This is a genomic window from Cupriavidus sp. 22TCCZM01-5 (assembly GCF_057798915.1).
Map to the genome: position 1 here is coordinate 81,246 of NZ_JBYOJR010000026.1, position 19,252 is coordinate 100,497.

General features: G+C 66.8%; 19 protein-coding genes. 12 read left to right on the forward strand and 7 right to left on the reverse strand.

The window, feature by feature from the left end:
• Positions 1–32 precede the first annotated feature (32 nt).
• Both dnaK and AC3FNH_RS22380 read right to left on the reverse strand, forming a co-directional pair.
• Positions 33–1,973 (reverse strand): molecular chaperone DnaK, encoded by a 1,941-nt coding sequence (dnaK, locus tag AC3FNH_RS22375; RefSeq protein ID WP_488721595.1) that lies wholly within the window; start codon positions 1,971–1,973, stop codon positions 33–35.
• A 214-nt stretch (positions 1,974–2,187) separates the two neighbouring features.
• Complete coding sequence (locus AC3FNH_RS22380) at positions 2,188–2,763, reverse strand: cob(I)yrinic acid a,c-diamide adenosyltransferase (protein WP_488721596.1); 576 nt, start codon at positions 2,761–2,763, stop codon at positions 2,188–2,190.
• Between the two features lie 251 nt (positions 2,764–3,014).
• Here AC3FNH_RS22380 and AC3FNH_RS22385 point away from each other — a divergent pair, with 251 nt between their 5' ends.
• The 10 genes from AC3FNH_RS22385 (at position 3,015) to AC3FNH_RS22430 (ending at position 12,964) form a co-directional block, all read left to right on the forward strand.
• The gene (locus AC3FNH_RS22385) at positions 3,015–4,445 is read left to right on the forward strand and encodes an FAD-binding oxidoreductase (RefSeq protein WP_488721597.1); all 1,431 of its coding nucleotides are present in this window, start codon (positions 3,015–3,017) and stop codon (positions 4,443–4,445) included.
• 5 nt (positions 4,446–4,450) lie between these two features.
• The gene (locus tag AC3FNH_RS22390; protein WP_276098416.1) at positions 4,451–5,341 is read left to right on the forward strand and encodes a LysR substrate-binding domain-containing protein; all 891 of its coding nucleotides are present in this window, start codon (positions 4,451–4,453) and stop codon (positions 5,339–5,341) included.
• Positions 5,342–5,726: 385 nt separating this feature from the next.
• Positions 5,727–7,241 carry an FAD-linked oxidase C-terminal domain-containing protein gene (locus tag AC3FNH_RS22395; RefSeq protein WP_276098417.1) on the forward strand — a complete coding sequence of 505 codons (1,515 nt, stop codon included), beginning with the start codon at positions 5,727–5,729 and terminating at the stop codon, positions 7,239–7,241.
• Between the two features lie 16 nt (positions 7,242–7,257).
• On the forward strand, positions 7,258–8,175 hold the full coding sequence (locus tag AC3FNH_RS22400; RefSeq protein WP_488721598.1) for an ion transporter: 918 nt from the start codon (positions 7,258–7,260) through the stop codon (positions 8,173–8,175).
• 36 nt (positions 8,176–8,211) lie between these two features.
• Positions 8,212–9,315 carry a glycolate oxidase subunit GlcE gene (gene glcE / locus AC3FNH_RS22405; protein ID WP_488721599.1) on the forward strand — a complete coding sequence of 368 codons (1,104 nt, stop codon included), beginning with the start codon at positions 8,212–8,214 and terminating at the stop codon, positions 9,313–9,315.
• A gap of 43 nt (positions 9,316–9,358) precedes the next feature.
• Complete coding sequence (gene glcF / locus AC3FNH_RS22410; protein WP_488721600.1) at positions 9,359–10,612, forward strand: glycolate oxidase subunit GlcF; 1,254 nt, start codon at positions 9,359–9,361, stop codon at positions 10,610–10,612.
• 78 nt (positions 10,613–10,690) lie between these two features.
• On the forward strand, positions 10,691–11,083 hold the full coding sequence (locus AC3FNH_RS22415) for a CidA/LrgA family protein (RefSeq protein WP_488721601.1): 393 nt from the start codon (positions 10,691–10,693) through the stop codon (positions 11,081–11,083).
• The gene (locus AC3FNH_RS22420) at positions 11,080–11,805 is read left to right on the forward strand and encodes an LrgB family protein (protein ID WP_211945709.1); all 726 of its coding nucleotides are present in this window, start codon (positions 11,080–11,082) and stop codon (positions 11,803–11,805) included. Before AC3FNH_RS22415 ends, AC3FNH_RS22420 begins: the two co-directional genes overlap by 4 nt.
• Before the next feature lie 85 nt (positions 11,806–11,890).
• On the forward strand, positions 11,891–12,262 hold the full coding sequence (locus tag AC3FNH_RS22425; RefSeq protein ID WP_276098421.1) for a VOC family protein: 372 nt from the start codon (positions 11,891–11,893) through the stop codon (positions 12,260–12,262).
• A 12-nt stretch (positions 12,263–12,274) separates the two neighbouring features.
• The gene (locus tag AC3FNH_RS22430) at positions 12,275–12,964 is read left to right on the forward strand and encodes a helix-turn-helix transcriptional regulator (RefSeq protein ID WP_488721602.1); all 690 of its coding nucleotides are present in this window, start codon (positions 12,275–12,277) and stop codon (positions 12,962–12,964) included.
• A gap of 3 nt (positions 12,965–12,967) precedes the next feature.
• Here the strand turns inward: AC3FNH_RS22430 and AC3FNH_RS22435 are convergent, their stop codons facing one another.
• The 3 genes from AC3FNH_RS22435 to AC3FNH_RS22445 all read right to left on the reverse strand — a co-directional run bounded on the left by AC3FNH_RS22435 (position 12,968) and on the right by AC3FNH_RS22445 (position 15,743).
• A complete protein-coding gene (locus AC3FNH_RS22435) occupies positions 12,968–13,462 on the reverse strand; it encodes a glutathione peroxidase (protein ID WP_488721603.1) in 495 nt (164 codons plus the stop codon).
• Between the two features lie 36 nt (positions 13,463–13,498).
• Complete coding sequence (locus AC3FNH_RS22440; RefSeq protein ID WP_488721604.1) at positions 13,499–14,638, reverse strand: PilT/PilU family type 4a pilus ATPase; 1,140 nt, start codon at positions 14,636–14,638, stop codon at positions 13,499–13,501.
• A 61-nt stretch (positions 14,639–14,699) separates the two neighbouring features.
• Positions 14,700–15,743, reverse strand: a complete 1,044-nt coding sequence (locus AC3FNH_RS22445) for a type IV pilus twitching motility protein PilT (protein WP_276098425.1) — start codon at positions 15,741–15,743, stop codon at positions 14,700–14,702.
• Between the two features lie 75 nt (positions 15,744–15,818).
• Here AC3FNH_RS22445 and AC3FNH_RS22450 point away from each other — a divergent pair, with 75 nt between their 5' ends.
• Both AC3FNH_RS22450 and proC read left to right on the forward strand, forming a co-directional pair.
• The gene (locus AC3FNH_RS22450) at positions 15,819–16,508 is read left to right on the forward strand and encodes a YggS family pyridoxal phosphate-dependent enzyme (protein ID WP_276098426.1); all 690 of its coding nucleotides are present in this window, start codon (positions 15,819–15,821) and stop codon (positions 16,506–16,508) included.
• A 46-nt stretch (positions 16,509–16,554) separates the two neighbouring features.
• The gene (gene proC / locus AC3FNH_RS22455) at positions 16,555–17,391 is read left to right on the forward strand and encodes a pyrroline-5-carboxylate reductase (RefSeq protein WP_488721605.1); all 837 of its coding nucleotides are present in this window, start codon (positions 16,555–16,557) and stop codon (positions 17,389–17,391) included.
• 91 nt (positions 17,392–17,482) lie between these two features.
• Here proC and ubiA read toward each other — a convergent pair whose 3' ends face one another.
• Both ubiA and AC3FNH_RS22465 read right to left on the reverse strand, forming a co-directional pair.
• Positions 17,483–18,340, reverse strand: coding sequence for a 4-hydroxybenzoate octaprenyltransferase (ubiA, locus tag AC3FNH_RS22460; protein WP_488721606.1), 858 nt, complete (start codon positions 18,338–18,340; stop codon positions 17,483–17,485).
• Positions 18,341–18,492: 152 nt separating this feature from the next.
• Entirely contained in the window at positions 18,493–18,978 is a 486-nt protein-coding gene (locus AC3FNH_RS22465) for a Dps family protein (RefSeq protein WP_276098429.1), read from the reverse strand.
• Between the last annotated feature and the right edge of the window lie 274 nt (positions 18,979–19,252).

Below are 19,252 nucleotides of genomic sequence, written 5' to 3' on the forward strand. Positions count from 1 at the left end.
CCGGCGCATGCGCGCGCCGCCGCCCTGCCCGATTACTTCTTGTCGTTGACTTCCTTGAACTCGGCGTCGACCACGTTATCGTCCTGCGGCTGGGCCTGCTGGGCACCGGCGCCAGCGGCACCCGCCGCGCCCTGCTCACCGGCCTTGGCCTGCATGTCGGCGTAGACCTTCTCGCCCAGCTTCTGGCTGACTTCCGACAGCGCAGCGACCTTGGCGTCGATCTCGGCCTTGTCGCCGCCGCGTGCGGCGTCTTCCAGTTCCTTGATCGCAGCTTCGATCTTTTCCTTCTCGCCGCCGTCCAGCTTGTCGCCGTACTCGGTCAGCGCCTTCTTGGTCGAGTGGATCAGCGCGTCGGCCTGGTTGCGGGCGTCAGCCAGCTCGCGGGCCTTCTTGTCTTCCTCGGCGTTGGCCTCGGCGTCCTTCACCATGCGCTGGATCTCGTCTTCCGACAGGCCCGAATTCGCCTTGATGGTGATCCGGTTTTCCTTGCCGGACGCCTTGTCCTTGGCGCCCACGTGCAGGATGCCGTTGGCGTCGATGTCGAACGACACCTCGATCTGCGGCGTGCCGCGCGGTGCCGGCGGAATGCCCTCGAGGTTGAACTCGCCCAGCAGCTTGTTGCCGGTCGCCATTTCACGCTCGCCCTGGTACACCTTGATGGTCACGGCCGGCTGGTTGTCGTCGGCGGTCGAGAACACCTGCGCGTGCTTGGTCGGGATGGTGGTGTTCTTGGTGATCATCTTGGTCATCACGCCGCCCAGGGTCTCGATCCCCAGCGACAGCGGCGTCACGTCCAGCAGCAGCACGTCCTTGCGGTCGCCCGACAGCACCGAACCCTGGATCGCGGCACCGACGGCCACGGCTTCGTCCGGGTTCACGTCCTTGCGCGCTTCCTTGCCGAAGAGCTCCTTGACCTGTTCCTGCACCTTGGGCATGCGGGTCATGCCGCCGACCAGGATCACGTCGTCGATGTCGCTGATCTTGACGCCCGCATCCTTGATCGCGGTGCGGCACGGCTCGATGGTGCGCGTGATCAGCTCTTCCACCAGGGATTCGAGCTTGGCGCGGGTCATCTTCAGGTTCAGGTGCTTCGGACCCGAGGCATCGGCCGTGATGTACGGCAGGTTGATCTCGGTCTGCTGCGAGCTCGACAGTTCGATCTTGGCCTTTTCAGCGGCTTCCTTCAGGCGCTGCAGCGCCAGCACGTCCTTCGACAGGTCGACGCCCTGGTCCTTCTTGAACTCGGCGATGATGTAGTCGATGATGCGCTGGTCGAAGTCTTCGCCGCCCAGGAAGGTGTCGCCGTTGGTCGACAGCACTTCGAACTGCTTCTCGCCGTCCACGTCCGCGATCTCGATGATCGAGATGTCGAAGGTGCCGCCGCCGAGGTCATACACGGCGATCTTGCGGTCGCCCTTCTCGTTCTTGTCCATGCCGAACGCCAGCGCGGCCGCGGTCGGCTCGTTGATGATGCGCTTGACGTCCAGGCCCGCGATGCGGCCGGCGTCCTTGGTGGCCTGGCGCTGCGAGTCATTGAAGTACGCGGGCACCGTGATCACGGCCTCGGTCACCGGCTCGCCCAGGTAGTCCTCGGCGGTCTTCTTCATCTTGCGCAGCACTTCGGCCGACACCTGCGGCGGCGCCAGCTTCTGGTCGCGCACGCCCACCCATGCGTCGCCGTTGTCGGCCTTGACGATGGAATACGGCATCAGGCCGATGTCCTTCTGGACTTCCTTCTCTTCGAACTTGCGGCCGATCAGGCGCTTGACGGCATACAGCGTATTGCGCGGATTGGTCACGGCCTGGCGCTTGGCCGGGGCACCGACCAGGATCTCGCCGTCTTCCATGTAGGCGATGATCGACGGGGTGGTGCGAGCACCTTCCGAATTTTCGATGACCTTGGGCGTGTTGCCTTCCAGGATCGACACGCAGCTATTGGTGGTACCGAGGTCGATACCGATGATCTTACCCATTTATTCTCTCCTATTGAGCCATCGCTATCCGCGCGGCTGCAATTCAACCTGAGTGCGAAATGTGGCCGTCCGGGGCCATTTCAAGGGCGGAATCTGCAAATCCGAGTAATTTTCTCGGTTACTGCCGTCCGATCAATCGCGCGCCCGCTCCCGTCCTTGAGCAATACACGCCGCGCTGCCGTCAAAACGATCTGCGGCAGCAAAAAGCAAATCATCAATCACTTTTATCCCTGATATTCGCCGTATCGCGCCCGCGCTGCCAGAGCACATCATTCCCGCCGCCGACGCGGTTGAGTACCCGGGCCAGCACGAACATCAGGTCGGACAGCCGGTTCAGGTACTGGCGCGGTGCTTCACTGAGCGCCTCCGTGGCGCCAAGCGCGACCAGCGCGCGCTCGGCGCGCCGGCAGACGGTGCGGCAGACATGGGCCAGCGCGGCGGCCCGGCTGCCGCCCGGCAGGATGAATTCGGCCAGGCGCGGCAGCCCGGCATTGTAGTGGTCCAGCCAGGCGTCGAGCTGGGCCACCTGTTCGGGCTTGAGCAAGGTGTAGCCAGGGATGGAGAGTTCGCCACCCAGGTCGAACAGGTCATGCTGGATATGCAGCAGCGCATCGCGCACGTCGGCCGGCAAGGCTTCGGTGAGCAGCACGCCGATCTGCGAATTGAGTTCGTCCACGTCGCCGATGGCGGCGATGCGCAGGCTGTCCTTGCCCGTGCGGCTGCCGTCGCCGAGGCCGGTGGTGCCGGCATCGCCGGTGCGGGTGGCAATCTTGGACAGGCGGTGGCCCATGCCGGTCTCCTCTGGAAGTCTTGGGGATGGCGCGCATTATGGCGTGCTTTGCCTCCCGCGCGAACGGATCGCGCCCCCGAGAGAATCCCGATCGTTCCGGCCATGCGGCGCGGGGGTGCATCAGGCGCCGCGCGGCGTAGAATGACGGCATTCCCCAATCAACAATCGGGCCGCGCCCCTTCCTCCGCCGACACCCGCCGACGGTTCCGGAAGCCTGGCCGCACGCCGCGGCGACCCGCCGGAGACCCTGCATGAACCACCCCACGCCACCCGCCGCCCTGGCACGCCGCCCGTTGCCGTCCGCCCTGCGTGACGCGCTGCAGGCCCGTTTCGGCGAGCGCTTCTCGACCTCCGCCGGCGTCTGCGAGCACCATGGCCGCGACGAATCGCCGTTCCCGCCGGCGCTGCCGGACGGCGTCGTGTTCGCCCACAGCACCGAAGAAGTCGCCGAGGTCGCGCGCCTGTGCAACGCGCACGGCGTGCCGCTGATCGCCTACGGCGCGGGCTCTTCGCTGGAAGGGCACCTGCTGGCCGTGGCCGGCGGCATCAGCCTGGACCTGTCGCAGATGAACCAGGTGCTGGCGATCCAGCCGGAAGACCTGACCGTGACCGTGCAGCCGGGCGTCACGCGCAAGCAGCTCAACCAGGAGATCAAGGACACGGGCCTGTTCTTCCCGATCGACCCGGGCGCCGACGCGTCGCTGGGCGGCATGTGCGCCACGCGCGCGTCCGGGACCAATGCGGTGCGCTACGGCACCATGCGCGAAAATGTGCTGGCGCTGACCGTGGTGACCGCCGACGGCCGCGTGATCCGCACCGGCACGCATGCGCGCAAGTCGTCGGCAGGCTATGACCTGACGCGCCTGTTCGTCGGCAGCGAGGGGACGCTGGGCATCATCACCGAAGTGACCGTGCGCCTGTACCCGCAGCCTGAGGCGATTTCCGCTGCGGTCTGCGCGTTCCCGAGCATGAGCAGCGCGGTGCAGGCCGTGATCCAGACCATCCAGCTCGGCGTGCCGATCGCGCGCGTGGAGTTCGTCGATGCGCTGGCGATCCGCGCCATCAACCGGCACGACAACCTGACGCTGCCGGAAATGCCGCACCTGTTCTTCGAGTTCCACGGCACCGAGGCCGGCGTGCGCGAGCAGGCCGAGACCGTGCAGCAGATCACCGCCGAGCACGGCGGCCAGGATTTCGAATGGGCCACGCGGCCCGAGGACCGCAGCCGGCTGTGGAATGCGCGCCATACCGCCTACTTCGCCATGCTGCAGCTCAAGCCCGGCTGCCGCGCGGTGACCACCGACGTGTGCGTGCCGATCTCGCGCCTGGCCGACTGCGTGGCCGAGACCGAGCAGGACCTGATCGCCTCGTCGCTGCCGTGCCCGATCGTCGGCCATGTCGGCGACGGCAATTTCCACGTGGCGATCCTGGTCGACCCGGACAAGCCGGAGGAAATGGCCGAGGCCGAGGACATCAACCGCCGCATCGTCGAGCGCGCGCTGTCGATGGGCGGCACCTGCACCGGCGAGCACGGCGTGGGCCTGCACAAGATGGATTTCCTGGTGCGCGAGCATGGCGAGGACGCACTGGACCTGATGCGCGTGATCAAGCAAGCGCTCGATCCCAACGGCATCCTGAACCCGGGCAAGATCTTCCGCTCCGTGCGCGGCGCGGCCAGCTGAGCGGGATGGCGTCGATGTTCAACCGCGTCCCGCCGCTGCACCTGCTGGTGGCCTTCGAAGCCGCGGCGCGCCTGGGCAGTTTCGCACGCGCGGCCGAAGAGCTGTCGGTCACGCCCAGCGCGGTGTCGCACCGCATCAAGAACCTGGAAGAGCTCTGGGGCGAAGACCTGTTCGTGCGCTCCAACGCCGCGCTGCGCCTGACCGCGGCCGGCACGCGCTACCTGCGCAACGTGCAGGATGCGCTCAAGTCGCTCAACGAACTCGCGCGGCCCGAGTACAACAAGCTGCGCACGCGCCTGCGCGTGGCGATCCCACCGACGTTCGGGCGCCAGCACCTGGTGCCGCGCCTGCCCGAGTTCGGCGCGCTGTACCCGCATGTCGACCTCGAGCTGCACCTGGCCATCCCGTTCCTCGATGTGAAGGCAGAGGACACCGATGTCGAGATCCGCTACGGCACCGGCCGCTATCCGGACCTGAAGACGACCAAGCTGCTGGTCGAACCGGTGTTCCCGGCCTGCGGGCGCGAGTACTACGAGCGCGTCAACGGCCGCGCCATCACCAGGCCCGAGCACCTGCACGGGCTGGTACTGCTGCGCAGCCCGCTGGAGCCCTGGAAACCGTGGTTCGAGACCGCCGGGCTGGACTGGCCCGAGCCGCAGACCGGCCCGCAGTTCAACGATATCGGCCTGATGCTGGAAGCGATCGCCTCCAACCAGGGCGTGGCGCTGGTGCGCCAGCGCATGGCGCGGCACTGGCTGTCGCTGGGGCAGATGGTGCGGCTGCTCGACGTCGAATCGGTCTCGCCGCACGGCTACTACATCGTCGAGCGCGAACAGGCGCCGCTCAAGCCCGAGGCGCGCTACTTCGTCGACTGGCTGTTGAGCCTGGACTGGTAAGGAAGAAAGGAAGGGTTTCGTGCGTTTCGTGCGTTTCGTGCGTTTCGTGCGTTTCGTGCGTTTCGGGCTGGAGCCCGACGCTGTACATTGCGCCGCACTTCCACGACAAGGTCGACATGGTGTACCGGTTGCCGCCGCGTCAGCCGCCTGAACCGGCGCGGCGCGGCCTTTGCTGCACGCGCCGCCCGGTGCTACGCTGCCACTGCAGGCCGCCCGCGCGACGCAGAACGCGCCGGCATGATGAGCATTTTTGATCGGCCTGCCGCGCCGAATTCACGTACTGCGGCGAGCCGGGGGCGCAAGCGCTGCGCTATAGTCACCCGTCCCCTCCCGGCCATATGCAGACCATCTGCCGGCCTCGCCGACAGGCCCCACAGGAGTTGCCATGAATGCCCCGCACGAAGCCCCACTGAGCGCCAGCCCTGGCAGCACCGGCGCCGACGACGGCCGCCGCAGCGCGCTGCTGGCGGGCCTGGCGCAGATCCTGCCCGACGCGGCGCTGCTGTGGAAGCCGGAAGACACCGTCCCCTATGAATGCGATGGCCTGGCCGCCTACCGCCAGGTACCGATGGCCGTGGCCCTGCCCGATACCGAGGAGCAGGTCTGCGCGATCCTGCGCCTGTGCCACAAGCTGGGCGTGCCCGTGGTGCCGCGCGGCGCGGGCACGAGCCTGTCCGGCGGCGCGATGCCGATCGCCGAAGGCCTGGTGCTATCGCTGGCCAAGTTCAAGCGCATCCTGAAGGTGGACCCGCACGCGCGCACCGCCGTGGTCCAGCCCGGCGTTCGCAACCTGGCCATCTCGGACGCGGCCGCGCCCCACAACCTGTACTACGCGCCGGACCCGTCGTCGCAGATCGCCTGCACCATCGGCGGCAACGTCAGCGAGAACTCCGGCGGCGTGCACTGCCTGAAGTACGGCCTGACCGTGCATAACGTGCTGCGCGTGCGCGCGGTGACGATGGAAGGCGAGGTCGTGGTGTTCGGCTCGGAAGCCCCGGACGCACCGGGCCTGGACCTGCTCGCCGCGATGATCGGCTCCGAAGGCATGCTGGCCGTGGTGACCGAAGTCACCGTGCGGCTGATCCCCAAACCGCAGCTCGCGCAGGTGATCATGGCCTGCTTCGACGATGTGGAGAAAGGCGGCAACGCGGTGGCCGCGGTGATCGCGGCCGGCATCATTCCGGCCGGGCTCGAGATGATGGACAAGCCCGCCACCGCCGCGGTGGAAGAATTCGTGCACGCCGGCTACGACCTCGACGCGGCCGCCATCCTGCTGTGCGAGTCCGACGGCACGCCCGAGGAAGTGGCCGAGGAAATCGAGCGCATGAGCGCGGTGCTGACCGCCTCGGGCTGCACGCGCATCGTGGTGTCGCAGAACGAGGCCGAGCGCCTGCGCTTCTGGAGCGGGCGCAAGAATGCGTTCCCGGCGGCCGGCCGGATCTCGCCCGACTACTACTGCATGGACGGCACCATCCCGCGCAAGCACATCGGCACGCTGCTGCGGCGCATCGAGGAAATGGAGCGCAAGTACGCGCTGCGCTGCATCAACGTGTTCCATGCCGGCGATGGCAATATGCATCCGCTGATCCTGTTCGATGGCGCGGACCAGGACGAATGGCACCGTGCCGAGCTGTTCGGCGCGGACATCCTGGAAGCCTGCGTGGAACTGGGCGGCACGGTCACCGGCGAACACGGCGTGGGCGTCGAGAAGCTCAACTCGATGTGCGTGCAGTTCTCGCGCGCCGAGTGCGAAGCCTTCTTCGGCGTCAAGGCCGCGTTCGACCCGGCGCGCCTGCTCAATCCGGACAAGGCCATTCCCACGCTCGCGCGCTGCGCCGAATACGGCAAGATGCACGTGAAGAAGGGCCTGCTGCCCCACCCGGACCTGCCGCGCTTCTGACCGGCGCGACCCAGCCATGCCGCGCCAGACCAACGAAATGCTGCGCCAGCGCCTGGGCCGCCCCGAATCGGGGTGGCGCCAGCGCTGGTACACCATCATCTTCGAGGCCGACACCCGCAACGGACGCCTGTTCGACATCGCGCTGCTGTTCGCGATCGTGGCCAGCGTGCTGATCGTCATGCTGGACAGCCTGCAAGGCATGCACGAGCGCCTGGGTCCGCTATTCACCGTGCTGGAGTGGATGTTCACGCTGCTGTTCACGGCGGAATACGTGATGCGCATCCTGGTGGTGCGACGGCCCTGGCGCTACCTGTTCAGCTTCTATGGCGTGATCGATTTCATCTCGATCATGCCGACCTGGCTGGCGTTCTTCCTGCCGGAGCTGGCATTCCTGATCGACGTGCGGCTGCTGCGGCTGCTGCGCGTGTTCCGGATCCTCAAGCTCACGGTGTATTTCGAGGAGGCCGAGATCCTGTACCGCGCGCTGGCCAACAGCCGGCGCAAGATCTTCGTGTTCCTCGGCACGGTGTTCATCATCACCGTGATCCTGGGCACCGTGATGTATGTGGTGGAAGGCCCGCAGCATGGTTTTACCAGCATCCCCGTGAGCATGTACTGGGCCGTCGTGACGCTGACCACCACGGGCTTCGGCGACATGGTGCCGAAGACGCCGCTGGGGCAGTTCCTCACCTCGCTGACGATCCTGCTGGGCTACGGCATCATCGCGTTCCCGACCGGCATCGTCGGCGCCGAGCTGGCGGCCAGCATCATGAAGCGCCCGCTCACCACGCGCAGCTGCACGCATTGCCTGACCGAAGGGCACGATCCGGATGCGCAGTATTGCAAGCATTGCGGCAGCCAGCTGCCCGAATACCAGAACGACCGTCCCGAGGTACCGGGCGGCAGCGGCGGCAGGCGCCGCAAAGATGCCTGACACGGCGACACGACCCAGCACAAGAAACGGACCCACATGCAAGCCACTCTCGACTCCTTCCGCGATGCCGTGCGGCATGCCACCGAGACGCGCACGCCGCTGCGTTTGCGCGGCGGCGGCAGCAAGGACTTCTACGGCCAGTCCATGGACGGCCAGTTGCTGGATACGCGTGCGTATCGCGGCATCGTCGAATACGATCCGGCCGAGCTGGTCATCACCGCGCGCTGTGGCACGCCGCTGGCCGAGATCGAGGCCGCGCTGGCGGAAGAGCGCCAGATGCTGGCGTTCGAGCCACCGCACTTCGCAGCCTCTGGCCAGCCCAGCACCGCGACCTTCGGCGGCGCCGTGGCCGCCGGCTTGTCGGGTCCGCGCCGGCAATCGGTCGGCGCGCTGCGCGACTTCGTGCTGGGCGCGCAGATGATGGATGGCAATGGCGAGGTGCTGAGCTTCGGCGGCCAGGTGATGAAGAACGTCGCCGGCTATGACGTGTCGCGGCTCCTCGCGGGCTCGCTCGGCACGCTCGGGCTGATCCTGGAAGTTTCGGTCAAGGTGCTGCCGGCCCCGTTCGGCGACGCCACGCTGCACTTCGCAATGAGCCAGGCCGAGGCTATCGACCGCCTGAACCAGTGGGGTGGCCAGCCGTTGCCGATCGCGGCATCGGCCTGGCATGAAGGCCTGCTGCACGTGCGGCTGTCGGGCGCCACCGCGGCTGTGCGCGCGGCGCGCGCCAGGCTTGGCGGCGAAGCCGTCGCGCAGGAAGAAGGCGTCGCGTTCTGGCAGTCGCTGCGCGAGCAGACGCATGCGTTCTTCACCCCCGCCCTGCAGGGCCGTACGCTGTGGCGCCTGGCGGTGCCACCGACGACGGCGCCGCTGGACCTGCCGGGGACCCAGCTGGTCGAATGGGGCGGCGGCCAACGCTGGTGGCTGCCCGACGCCGGCCCGGACGGCAACCATGCCGGACTGGTGCGCGGCATCGCACAGGCCGCCGGCGGACATGCCACGCTGTTCCGCAACGGCGACAAGTCGGTCGGCGTGTTCACGCCGCTGGCCTCCCCGCTGGCCGCGATCCACACGCGGCTGAAGGCCAGCTTCGATCCGGCCGGCATCTTCAACCCGCAGCGCATGTACCCCGGCCTCTGAGCCGCGCGCCCCGTTCAACGCCAAGGCAACCACACCCCACACCATGCAAACGACCCTGGCCGATTTTCTCCGCAATACGCCCGAAGGCGAGGAAGCCAAGTCCATCGTCGGCAAATGCGTGCACTGCGGCTTCTGCACCGCCACCTGCCCGACCTACCAGCTGCTTGGCGACGAACTAGACGGCCCGCGCGGGCGCATCTACCTGATGAAGCAGGTGCTGGAGGGCAATGCCGTCAGTGAAAGCACGCGGCTGCACCTGGACCGCTGCCTGACCTGCCGCAACTGCGAATCGACCTGCCCGTCGGGCGTGCGCTACGGGCGGCTGGTGGACATCGGCCGGCAGGTGGTGGACGACCAGCTCGAGGCACGCGGCATCCGCCGCCCCGCGCGCGAACGCGTGACGCGCTGGGTGCTGCGCGAAGGCCTGACGCGTCCGGCGCTGTTCGGCACCGCGCTGAAGCTCGGGCAGATGATGCGACCGATGCTGCCGGCCACGCTGCGCAACAAGGTGCCGGAACTCGGCAAGACCGCCGAAGCCGGCCAGTGGCCGCGCACCGTGCACGCGCGCAAGATGCTGTTGCTCGACGGTTGCGTGCAGCCCGCGATGTCGCCCAACATCAATGCCGCGACGGCGCGCGTGTTCGACCGTGTCGGCGTACAACTGGTGGTGGCGCAAGAAGCCGGCTGTTGTGGCGCCATCCGCTTCCACACCGGCGACCATGGCGGCGGCCTCGACAATATGCGCCGCAATATCGATGCGTGGTGGCCGCACATCGAAGCCGGCGCCGAAGCGATCGTCATGACCGCTTCGGGCTGCGGCGCGATGGTGAAGGACTACGGCCACGTGCTGCGCAACGATCCGAAGTACGCCGAGCGCGCACGCCGCGTCTCGGCGCTCACGCGGGACCTGTCGGAGATCCTGCCGGACTTTGCCGATGCGCTGCATGCGCGCGCCGGCGCGGTGCCGCGCGACGGCCGCCGCGTGGCCTACCACCCGCCGTGCACGCTGCAGCACGGCCAGCAGATCCGCGGCAAGGTCGAAGCGCTCTTGACCGGCCTCGGCGTGGAAGTCAAACTCTGCGCTGACAGCCACCTGTGCTGCGGCTCGGCGGGCACGTATTCGGTGCTGCAGCCGGAACTGGCCTACCGCCTGCGCGACGACAAGCTCGCCAAACTGGAGGCCACCCAGCCGGAAGCCATCGTCTCTGCCAATATCGGCTGCATCTCCCACCTGCAGGGCGGCACCGAAACGCCGGTCATGCACTGGATCGAACTGGTGGACAAGATGCTGGGCTGAGCCGCTCCGGACGGGGCGGTGTGGTTGTCGTCCCTCTCCCATCGGGAGAGGGAGAAACAGTACAAGCCAAGACGCCCCATGCTCCAGACCTTTGCCATCCTCCTGGTATTCCAATCCGTCGGCGAGGTGATCAGCTACGCGCTGCACCTGCCGGTGCCCGGCCCCGTGCTGGGCATGATCATGCTGTTCGGCTGGCTGGTCTTCGACGACCGCCTGCTGCCCATCATCCAGGGCACCACCAGCGAACTGCTCAAGCACCTGTCGCTGCTGTTCGTGCCGGCCGGCGTCGGCATCATGGTCCACGCCAGCCGCATCGAAGGCGAATGGCTGCCGATCCTGATCGCGCTGGTAGTCTCGACGTGGCTGGCCATCGCCACCACCGCCGTGGTCACGCGCATGCTGATGCGCAAGCCCAAGGAACCGGCGCCGCAGGCAGCCGGCGCCGCGGACAACCGCGGAGAACAGGCATGATGACGCCCCGCCTCAACGAGATCTGGGTCTACCTCGCCGCGAGCCCGCTGGTCGGCCTGACCGCCACGCTGCTTGCCTATGTGTTCGCGTTCCGCATCTATGAGCGCTCGCGCTTCTCGCCGCTTGCCAACCCGGTGATGATCGCCGTCGCGCTGCTGGTGACCGTCCTGACCGTCACCGGCACGCCATACAAGACCTATTTCGACGGCGCGCAGTTCGTGCACTTCCTGCTCGGCCCCGCCACCGTGGCGCTCGCCGTGCCGCTCTACCTGCAACTGCCCAAGCTGCGCACGCACGTATTCCCGCTGCTGGTCGGGCTGGTGGCCGGGTCGCTGGTGGCCGTAGTGTCGGCCGTCGGCATCGCATGGTTGCTCGGCGCCTCGCGCGAGACCGTGCTGTCGCTCGCGCCCAAGTCGGTGACGATCCCGATCGCGATGGGCGTGGCCGAGAAGATCGGCGGACTGCCGTCGCTGACCGCGGTGCTGGTGATGGCCACCGGCATCATCGGCGCCGTGAGCGCGACCAGCGTGCTGAACCTGCTGCGCATCCGCGACTACACCGTGCGCGGATTCGCCACCGGCGTGGCGGCGCACGGCATCGGTACCGCGCGCGCATTTCAGGTGAACCAGGAAGCCGGCGCCTTCGCCGCTCTCGGCATGGGCCTGAACGGCGTGCTGACGGCCATCATGGTGCCAGTGCTGGCAGCGTGGATGCCGCACTGATCCTGCTGCCACGCTCCTGACAGGACGCTGTCAGGAGCCCCCGCGCAAGATGCGGACTCCTTTCCCCGTGACCCAGGAGTCCATCATGAGCAATGGTCTGATCAACTGGCTGGAGATCCCCGTTGTCGATATGAAGCGTGCGATCCACTTCTACGAGCAGGTGTTCGAAACGACGCTCAGGCGCGAAACCATGAGCCAGGTCGACATGGCGGTGTTCCCGAACCCCGACCCGGGCGGCGCGCTGGTGGCCGGTGAAGACTACCGGCCCAGCCAGCACTATGGCACGCTGCCCTACCTGCATGCCCCGGGGCTCGACGCGCTGCTGCAGCGCGTCGCCCATGCGGGCGGCAAGACCGTGTTTGGCCCGCTGCAGCTGCCTGGCGACATCGGCCGCATCGCGCATATCGCCGACAGCGAGGGCAACCGCATCGGCCTGCATGAGCCGTTCACGGGCTGAACCGGAGGGCATGTGAGCCGCCGCGCCGACCGCCTGTTCCAGATCGTCCAGGTCCTGCGCGGCCGCCGCCTGACCACGGCGGCGCTGCTCGCGCAGCGGCTCGGCGTGTCCGAACGCACCGTCTACCGTGACATCCAGGCACTGTCGCTGTCGGGCGTGCCGGTCGAGGGCGAGGCCGGCATCGGCTACCGCCTGCGCGCCGATTTCGATGTACCGCCGCTGATGTTCACCGCTCTGGAAGTCGAAGCGCTGGTGGCCGGCCTGCGCCTGCTCAAGGCCTGGGGCGGCGGCGCGCTAGCGGCTGCGGCCGACCCCGCGCTGGAAAAGCTGATGGCCGCGCTGCCGCCGCCGCGCCGGCTGGCCGCGCAGCAAAGCCGCGTGTTCGCGCCGGAGTATGTCAACCGCGCGCAGGTGCGCGAGGCCTTTGACGTCGTGCACGGCGCGCTGGGCGCGCAGAAGCTGCTGCTGCTCGACTATTGCGATGCGGAACAGCGCATCACCGAACGCGTGGTGCAGCCGCTGGGATTGTTCTTCTGGGGCAATGCGTGGCTGCTGGCGGCATGGTGCACGACGCGCACCGACTACCGCAGCTTCCGGCTGGACCGCTGCCGCGAAATCCGCATGCTCGACGACCATTTCCACGAAACGCCGGACCGCTCGCTCAATGGCTTCCTGCGCGCGGTACGGGCCAGCGGCACGTAAGCTTCACGCGCCGGGATCGGCGATCAGCGTCTCGATGTCCGCGCGGATCTCTTCCGGCTTGGTCATCGACCCGTAGCGCTTGTAGACCGTACCATCGCGGCGCAGCAGGAACTTGGTGAAATTCCACTTGATCGCCTGCGTGCCGAGCACGCCGCGCTTCTCGCTGGTCAGCCACTGGTACAGCGGATGCGCATCGGCGCCGTTCACGTCGATCTTGGCAAACATCGGGAACGTGACGCCAAAGCGCGATTCGCAGAACTGGCCGATCTGCTGCGCGTCGCCGGGCTCCTGCTTGCCGAACTGGTTGCACGGGAAACCCAGCACTTCCAGCCCGCGCGCTGCATACGCGTCATGCAGCGACTGCAGGCCGGCGTACTGCGGGGTAAAGCCGCACTCGCTGGCGGTGTTGACGATCAGCAGCACCTTGCCGCGGAACTGCGACAGCGGCACCGGCTGACCGGCAAGGGACTTGGCTTCGAACTGGTAGACATTGCTCATGGCGGACTTGGCTCCTGGACCGGACGCGCGCGCGGATCAGATTACGTTCAGGTGTTCGGTACCGGCACCGAGGTCGGCATCCTTGCTGGCGGCGCTGTGCAGCTTGATCATCAGCCGCAGGTCATTGAGCGAATCGGCATTGCGCAGCGCGTCCTCATACGTGATCTTGCCGCTTTCGTGCAGGTCGAACAATGCCTGGTCGAAGGAAATCATGCCCTGCTCGCGCGATTTCTTGATCACTTCCTTGAGTTCGTGGATCTCGCCCTTGAAGATCAGGTCGGCCACCAGCGGCGTGCCGATCATGATTTCCACGGCCGGCACGCGCCCCTTGCGGCCCGCGCGCGGCAGCAGGCGCTGGGAGACCATGGCCTTCAGGTTCAGCGACAGGTCGATCAGCAGCTGCTGGCGCTTTTCCTCGGGGAAGAAGTTGACGATGCGGTCGATGGCCTGGTTGGCGTTGTTGGCGTGCAGCGTGGCCAGGCACAGGTGGCCGGTCTCCGCGTACTGCATCGCGTATTCCATGGTCTCGCGGTCGCGGATTTCGCCGATCAGGATCACGTCGGGCGCCTGGCGCAGCGTGTTCTTCAGCGCGATATGCCAGGACTCGGTGTCGATGCCGACCTCGCGCTGCGTGACCACGCAGTTCTGGTGCGCATGCACGTATTCGATCGGGTCCTCGATGGTGATGATGTGGCCGTAGGAATTCGCGTTGCGGTGGTCCAGCATGGCCGCGAGCGTGGTCGACTTGCCCGAGCCCGTGGCGCCGGTCACGATCACCAGGCCGCGCTTGGACATGACAATCTCATGCAGCGTCGGCGGCAGGTCCAGGTCCGCCACCGACGGGATGCGCGTGTTGATGGTCCGCACCACCATGCCGGCCTTGCCCTGCTGGATAAATGCCGAGACGCGGAAGCGCCCGGCCTTGGGCGCCGAGATGGCGAAGTTGCACTCGCGGCTGTCGTCGAACTCCTTGACCTGGCGCTCGTTCATGATCGAGCGCACCAGGCCCAGCGCCTGCGTCGGATTGAGCGGCTGCTGCGAGACCGGCGTGACCTTGCCGTCGACCTTGATGGCGGGCGGGAAGTCCGAGGTGATGAACAGGTCCGACCCGCGGTTGCTCACCATGAGCTCGAGCAGGTCGTTGATGTACTTGGCGGCGGATTCGCGGTCGAGCATGGCGTGGTCCTGCGAAGAAGAGGCCGCCCCGGTGGCGCGGCCGGAGGGCGAGGCGCGGGCCTCAGCCCATGAAGGCGTCGGGGTTCTTGGCAATGGCCCGTGCGTCGCTGTAGCTGATCATGCTGCGCTTGATCAGGTCCGACAGGCACTGGTCCAGGGTCTGCATGCCCAGCCCGCTGCTGGTCTGCATCATCGAGTACATCTGCGCGATCTTGTTCTCGCGGATCAGGTGGCGAATCGCGGGCGTGGCGATCATGATCTCGTGCGCGGCGGTGCGGCCGTTGCCGTCACGCGTCTTCAGCAGCGTCTGCGAGATCACGGCCTCCAGCGATTCGGACAGCATGGTGCGCACCATGTCCTTCTCTTCGGGCGGGAACACGTCGACCACACGGTCGATGGTCTTGGCCGCGGAGCTGGTGTGCAGCGTGCCGAAAACCAGGTGGCCGGTTTCCGCCGCCGTCAGCGCCAGGCGGATGGTTTCCAGGTCGCGCAACTCGCCCACCAGGATCACGTCCGGGTCTTCACGCAGCGCGGAGCGCAACGCATTGGCGAACGAGTGCGTGTGCGGACCCAGCTCGCGCTGGTTGATCAGGCTCTTCTTGGAGTTGTGGACGAATTCGATCGGGTCCTCGACCGTGAGGATGTGACCCATGTCGTTTTCGTTGCGGTGGTCCACCATTGCCGCCAGCGTGGTGGACTTGCCCGAGCCGGTCGGCCCGGTCACCAGCACCAGGCCGCGTGGCTTCATGCACAGGTCGGCGAATACCGCCGGCGCGCGCAGTTCTTCGAGCGTGAGAACCTTGGAGGGAATCGTACGGAATACCGCGGCCGCGCCGCGCTGCGTGTTGTAGGCGTTGACCCGGAAACGCGACAGGCCGGCGATTTCAAACGAGAAATCGATTTCCAGCCGCTCTTCGTAGCTCTTGCGCTGGGAGTCGCTCATGATGTCGTACACCATGGCGTGGACATCCTTGTGCGCCATGTGGGCGACGTTGATGCGCCGCATGTCGCCGTGAATACGCACCATCGGCGGCATGTCCGCCGAGAGGTGTAGATCGGACGCCTTGTTCTTGACTGCGAAAGCCAATAGCTGCGCGATGTCCATCTATAATGACCCCACCCGATTAATTGTTAGTACTTTTCGTACTTCTTTTTACTTCTTCTGTATGTCCGCCGGATTATGTCTGTAATTGCCGCCAACTTGCAAGCTGTGCACCGCGGCATCGCGGCGGCGGCACAACAAGCCGGAAGAGTCCCGGAAGACGTGGCCTTGCTGGCTGTTTCCAAGACCGTTGCACCCGGCATTGTGCGCGAGGCAATCGAGGCCGGGCAGCGCGCTTTTGGCGAAAATTACGTGCAGGAAGGCGTGGAGAAGATCGTTGCGCTGGCCGACCTGCGCAGCCAGGTCGCGTGGCATTTCATCGGACCGCTGCAAAGCAACAAGACACGGCTGGTGGCCGAGCATTTCGACTGGGTGCATGCGGTTGACCGGCTCAAGACCGCGCAGCGGCTGTCGGCGCAGCGTCCAGCCGGCATGGCGCCGCTGCAGGTCTGCATCCAGGTGAATATCAGCGACGAAGCCAGCAAGAGCGGCGTCGCGCCTGAAGACGTGCCGGAACTGGCCCGCGCCGTCGCCGTCCTGCCCGGTCTTCGCCTGCGCGGACTGATGGCGATTCCCGAGCCCGCGAGCGACCCCGCCGCGCAGCGCCGGCCGTTTGCGGCGATGCGTGGACTGTTGCAGTCGCTGCAAGCGGCGGGCCTGCCGCTCGACACGCTGTCGATGGGCATGTCCGGCGACATGGATGCCGCCATCGCGGAAGGCGCGACCATCGTGCGCATCGGCACGGCCATCTTCGGCGCGCGCGCGTGAGCGCCGCGACTGCATTCCCCCTCTCCCATTCCAGCCAGAGACTGACATGCTCGATACCCTGACCTTCGGCTTCCTTGGTGGCGGCAATATGGCCACCGCCCTGATCGGCGGCCTGATCGCGCGCGGCGTGCCCGCCGCCTCGATCCGCGTGGTCGATCCGTTCCCCGATGCACAGCAGCGCCTGGCGCGCGACCTGGGCGTGCACACGTCCGGCGCGCCGGATGCGGCCTTCGGCGCGTCCGACGTGCTGGTGCTGGCGGTCAAGCCGCAGCAGTTCCGCGAAGCCGCGGCCAGCCTGCTGCCGTACCTGCCCGCAAGCGGCGCCGGCAACCTTGTGATCAGCGTGGCCGCCGGCATCCGCCTGCAGGACATGCAGCGCTGGCTCGGCGGGCGCACGCGGCTGGTCCGGGCGATGCCCAATACGCCGGCGTTGTCGGGCATGGGCATGACGGGACTGGCTTCACCCGCCGGCTTGTCGGCGCAGGACCGCGCCATTGCCACCGCGGTGGCCGAAGCCGTGGGCAAGTGCGCGTGGGTCGAAGGCGACGACCAGATCGATGCCGTCACGGCCATTTCGGGCAGCGGCCCCGCCTATGTGTTCTTCTTCATCGAAGCGATGGAACGCGCCGCCACCGAACTCGGCCTGAGCGCGCAGCAAGGACGGGAACTGGCCGTACAGACCTTCCTGGGCGCCGCCACGCTGGCCGGCCAGTCGCCGGAAGCGGTGTCCACATTGCGCGAACGGGTGACGTCCAAGGGCGGTACGACCTATGCAGCGCTGACGGCCATGCAAAGCGCCGGCATCGCTGACGCGTTTGTGCGCGCCATGCATGCGGCGGCGGCACGCGGGAAGGAAATGGGGGAAGAGTTCGGGAAGGATTGAGCGGGCGGCGTGGTTAGCGGCGTTCTGCCAACGCCGCCTGCCATTCCGCAAGCTTGCTCCCCTCTCCCATGCATGGGAGAGGGGAGGAACATTAGCGGATCGCGTAGGCCAACGCAGTCCCCGCGAACACACACGCTCCAAGCCAGTTGTTATGGCGGAACGCCGCAAAGCACCGCATACGGTCGCGGTCACGGATCAGCGAGTAGTGATAGCCCGCGCAAACCGCAGCGGCAGCCAGGCCCACCCAATACGGCCACCCCAGCGACAGCATCACGCCGGCCCACGCCATCAGCGCCAGGAAGGCCGCATAGCAAACCATGATCGCAGCCACATCGAAACGGCCGAACGTGATGGCCGAGGTCTTGATGCCGATCAGCAGGTCATCGTCGCGATCGACCATGGCATAGGCCGTGTCATAGGCGATAGCCCAGAAGACATTGCCCAGCAGCATCACCCACGCCACCAGCGGCACCTGGGCCTGCACGGCGGCAAACGCCATCGGAATGCCGAAACCAAAAGCGATACCCAGGTAGGCCTGCGGAATCGCGAAAAAGCGCTTGAAGAACGGATAGGTGCCAGCGACCACCGCGGCCACTACGGCCAGCCACTTGGTCAGGCTGTTGAGCGGCAAGATCAGCGCGAATGCAAGCAGCGCCAGCACCGCCGCCACCGCCAGCGCTTCCCATGCCGCAATCCTGCCAGCCGTCAGCGGCCGTTCCTTCGTGCGCTTGACGTGCTTGTCGAAGTCCCGGTCGGCGTAGTCGTTGATCGCGCAGCCCGCGGAGCGCATCAGGAACGTGCCGGCAAAGAAGATGCAGAACACGCTCAGGGCCGGCGGGCCGCCAGCCGCCATCCACAGCGCCCACAGCGTGGGCCACAGCAGCAGCAGCGTGCCGATGGGCTTGTCGATGCGCACCAGGCGCGCATAGAGGGCAAGGCGTTCAGACATGGGAGCTCGGGGACAGGAAAGCAGCACGGCAGCAGCGGGGGCAGGAGTCATCGGAGGGGCACGGGTTCAGCGCACAGCGAGGCACTGAACGAAAACGCGCCGCAGCCAGGACGGTTGCGGCGCGTCGTGCCGGCATGGCAGTCAGGCGACGATCAGGCCAGCATCGAGCGCAGCATCCACGCGGTCTTTTCGTGCGTCTGCATGCGCTGGGTCAGCAGGTCGGCCGACGGCTCGTCGCTGGCGGCGTCGACCAGCGGGAAGATCGAGCGCGCGGTGCGCACCACGGCCTCCTGGCCTTCGACCAGCTTGCGGATCATCTCGGTGGCTTCCGGCACGCCGTCTTCTTCCTGGATCGACGACAGGCGCGCATATTCCTTGTAAGTGCCCGGCGCCGGGTAGCCCAGCGCGCGAATGCGCTCGGCGATGGAATCCACGGCCAGCGCCAGTTCGTTGTACTGCGTCTCGAACATCAGATGCAGCGTGTTGAACATGGGGCCCGTCACGTTCCAGTGGAAGTTATGGGTCTTGAGGTAGAGGGTGTAGGTGTCGGCCAGCAGCTTGGATAGGCCTTCGGCGATCTTCTTGCGGTCCTTGTCGGAGATGCCGATATTCACGCTCATCTCATTCTTCTTTGCCATGGTAAGTACGCTCCATTCTGGGAAAGCACGAGGATTGCCACACGGCTGGGCCGGACCTGGCCGGGCGGCATAGCCCCGACATTATTGCATTACCCTGCAAGCCCAGACAAACCCGAGCCAGTTCGGGCCTTTATGGCGGTGCTGGCGCTTTCGGGAATGATGGGAGGTTTGTGGCTGTGACTGGCTCGTCGTGCTTGGCGGGGCGGGCGCTGCTGTTTCGCCGGCGTAGCCGGCGAGTCACTTTTTGTCCGAGCGACAAAAAGTAACCAAAAAG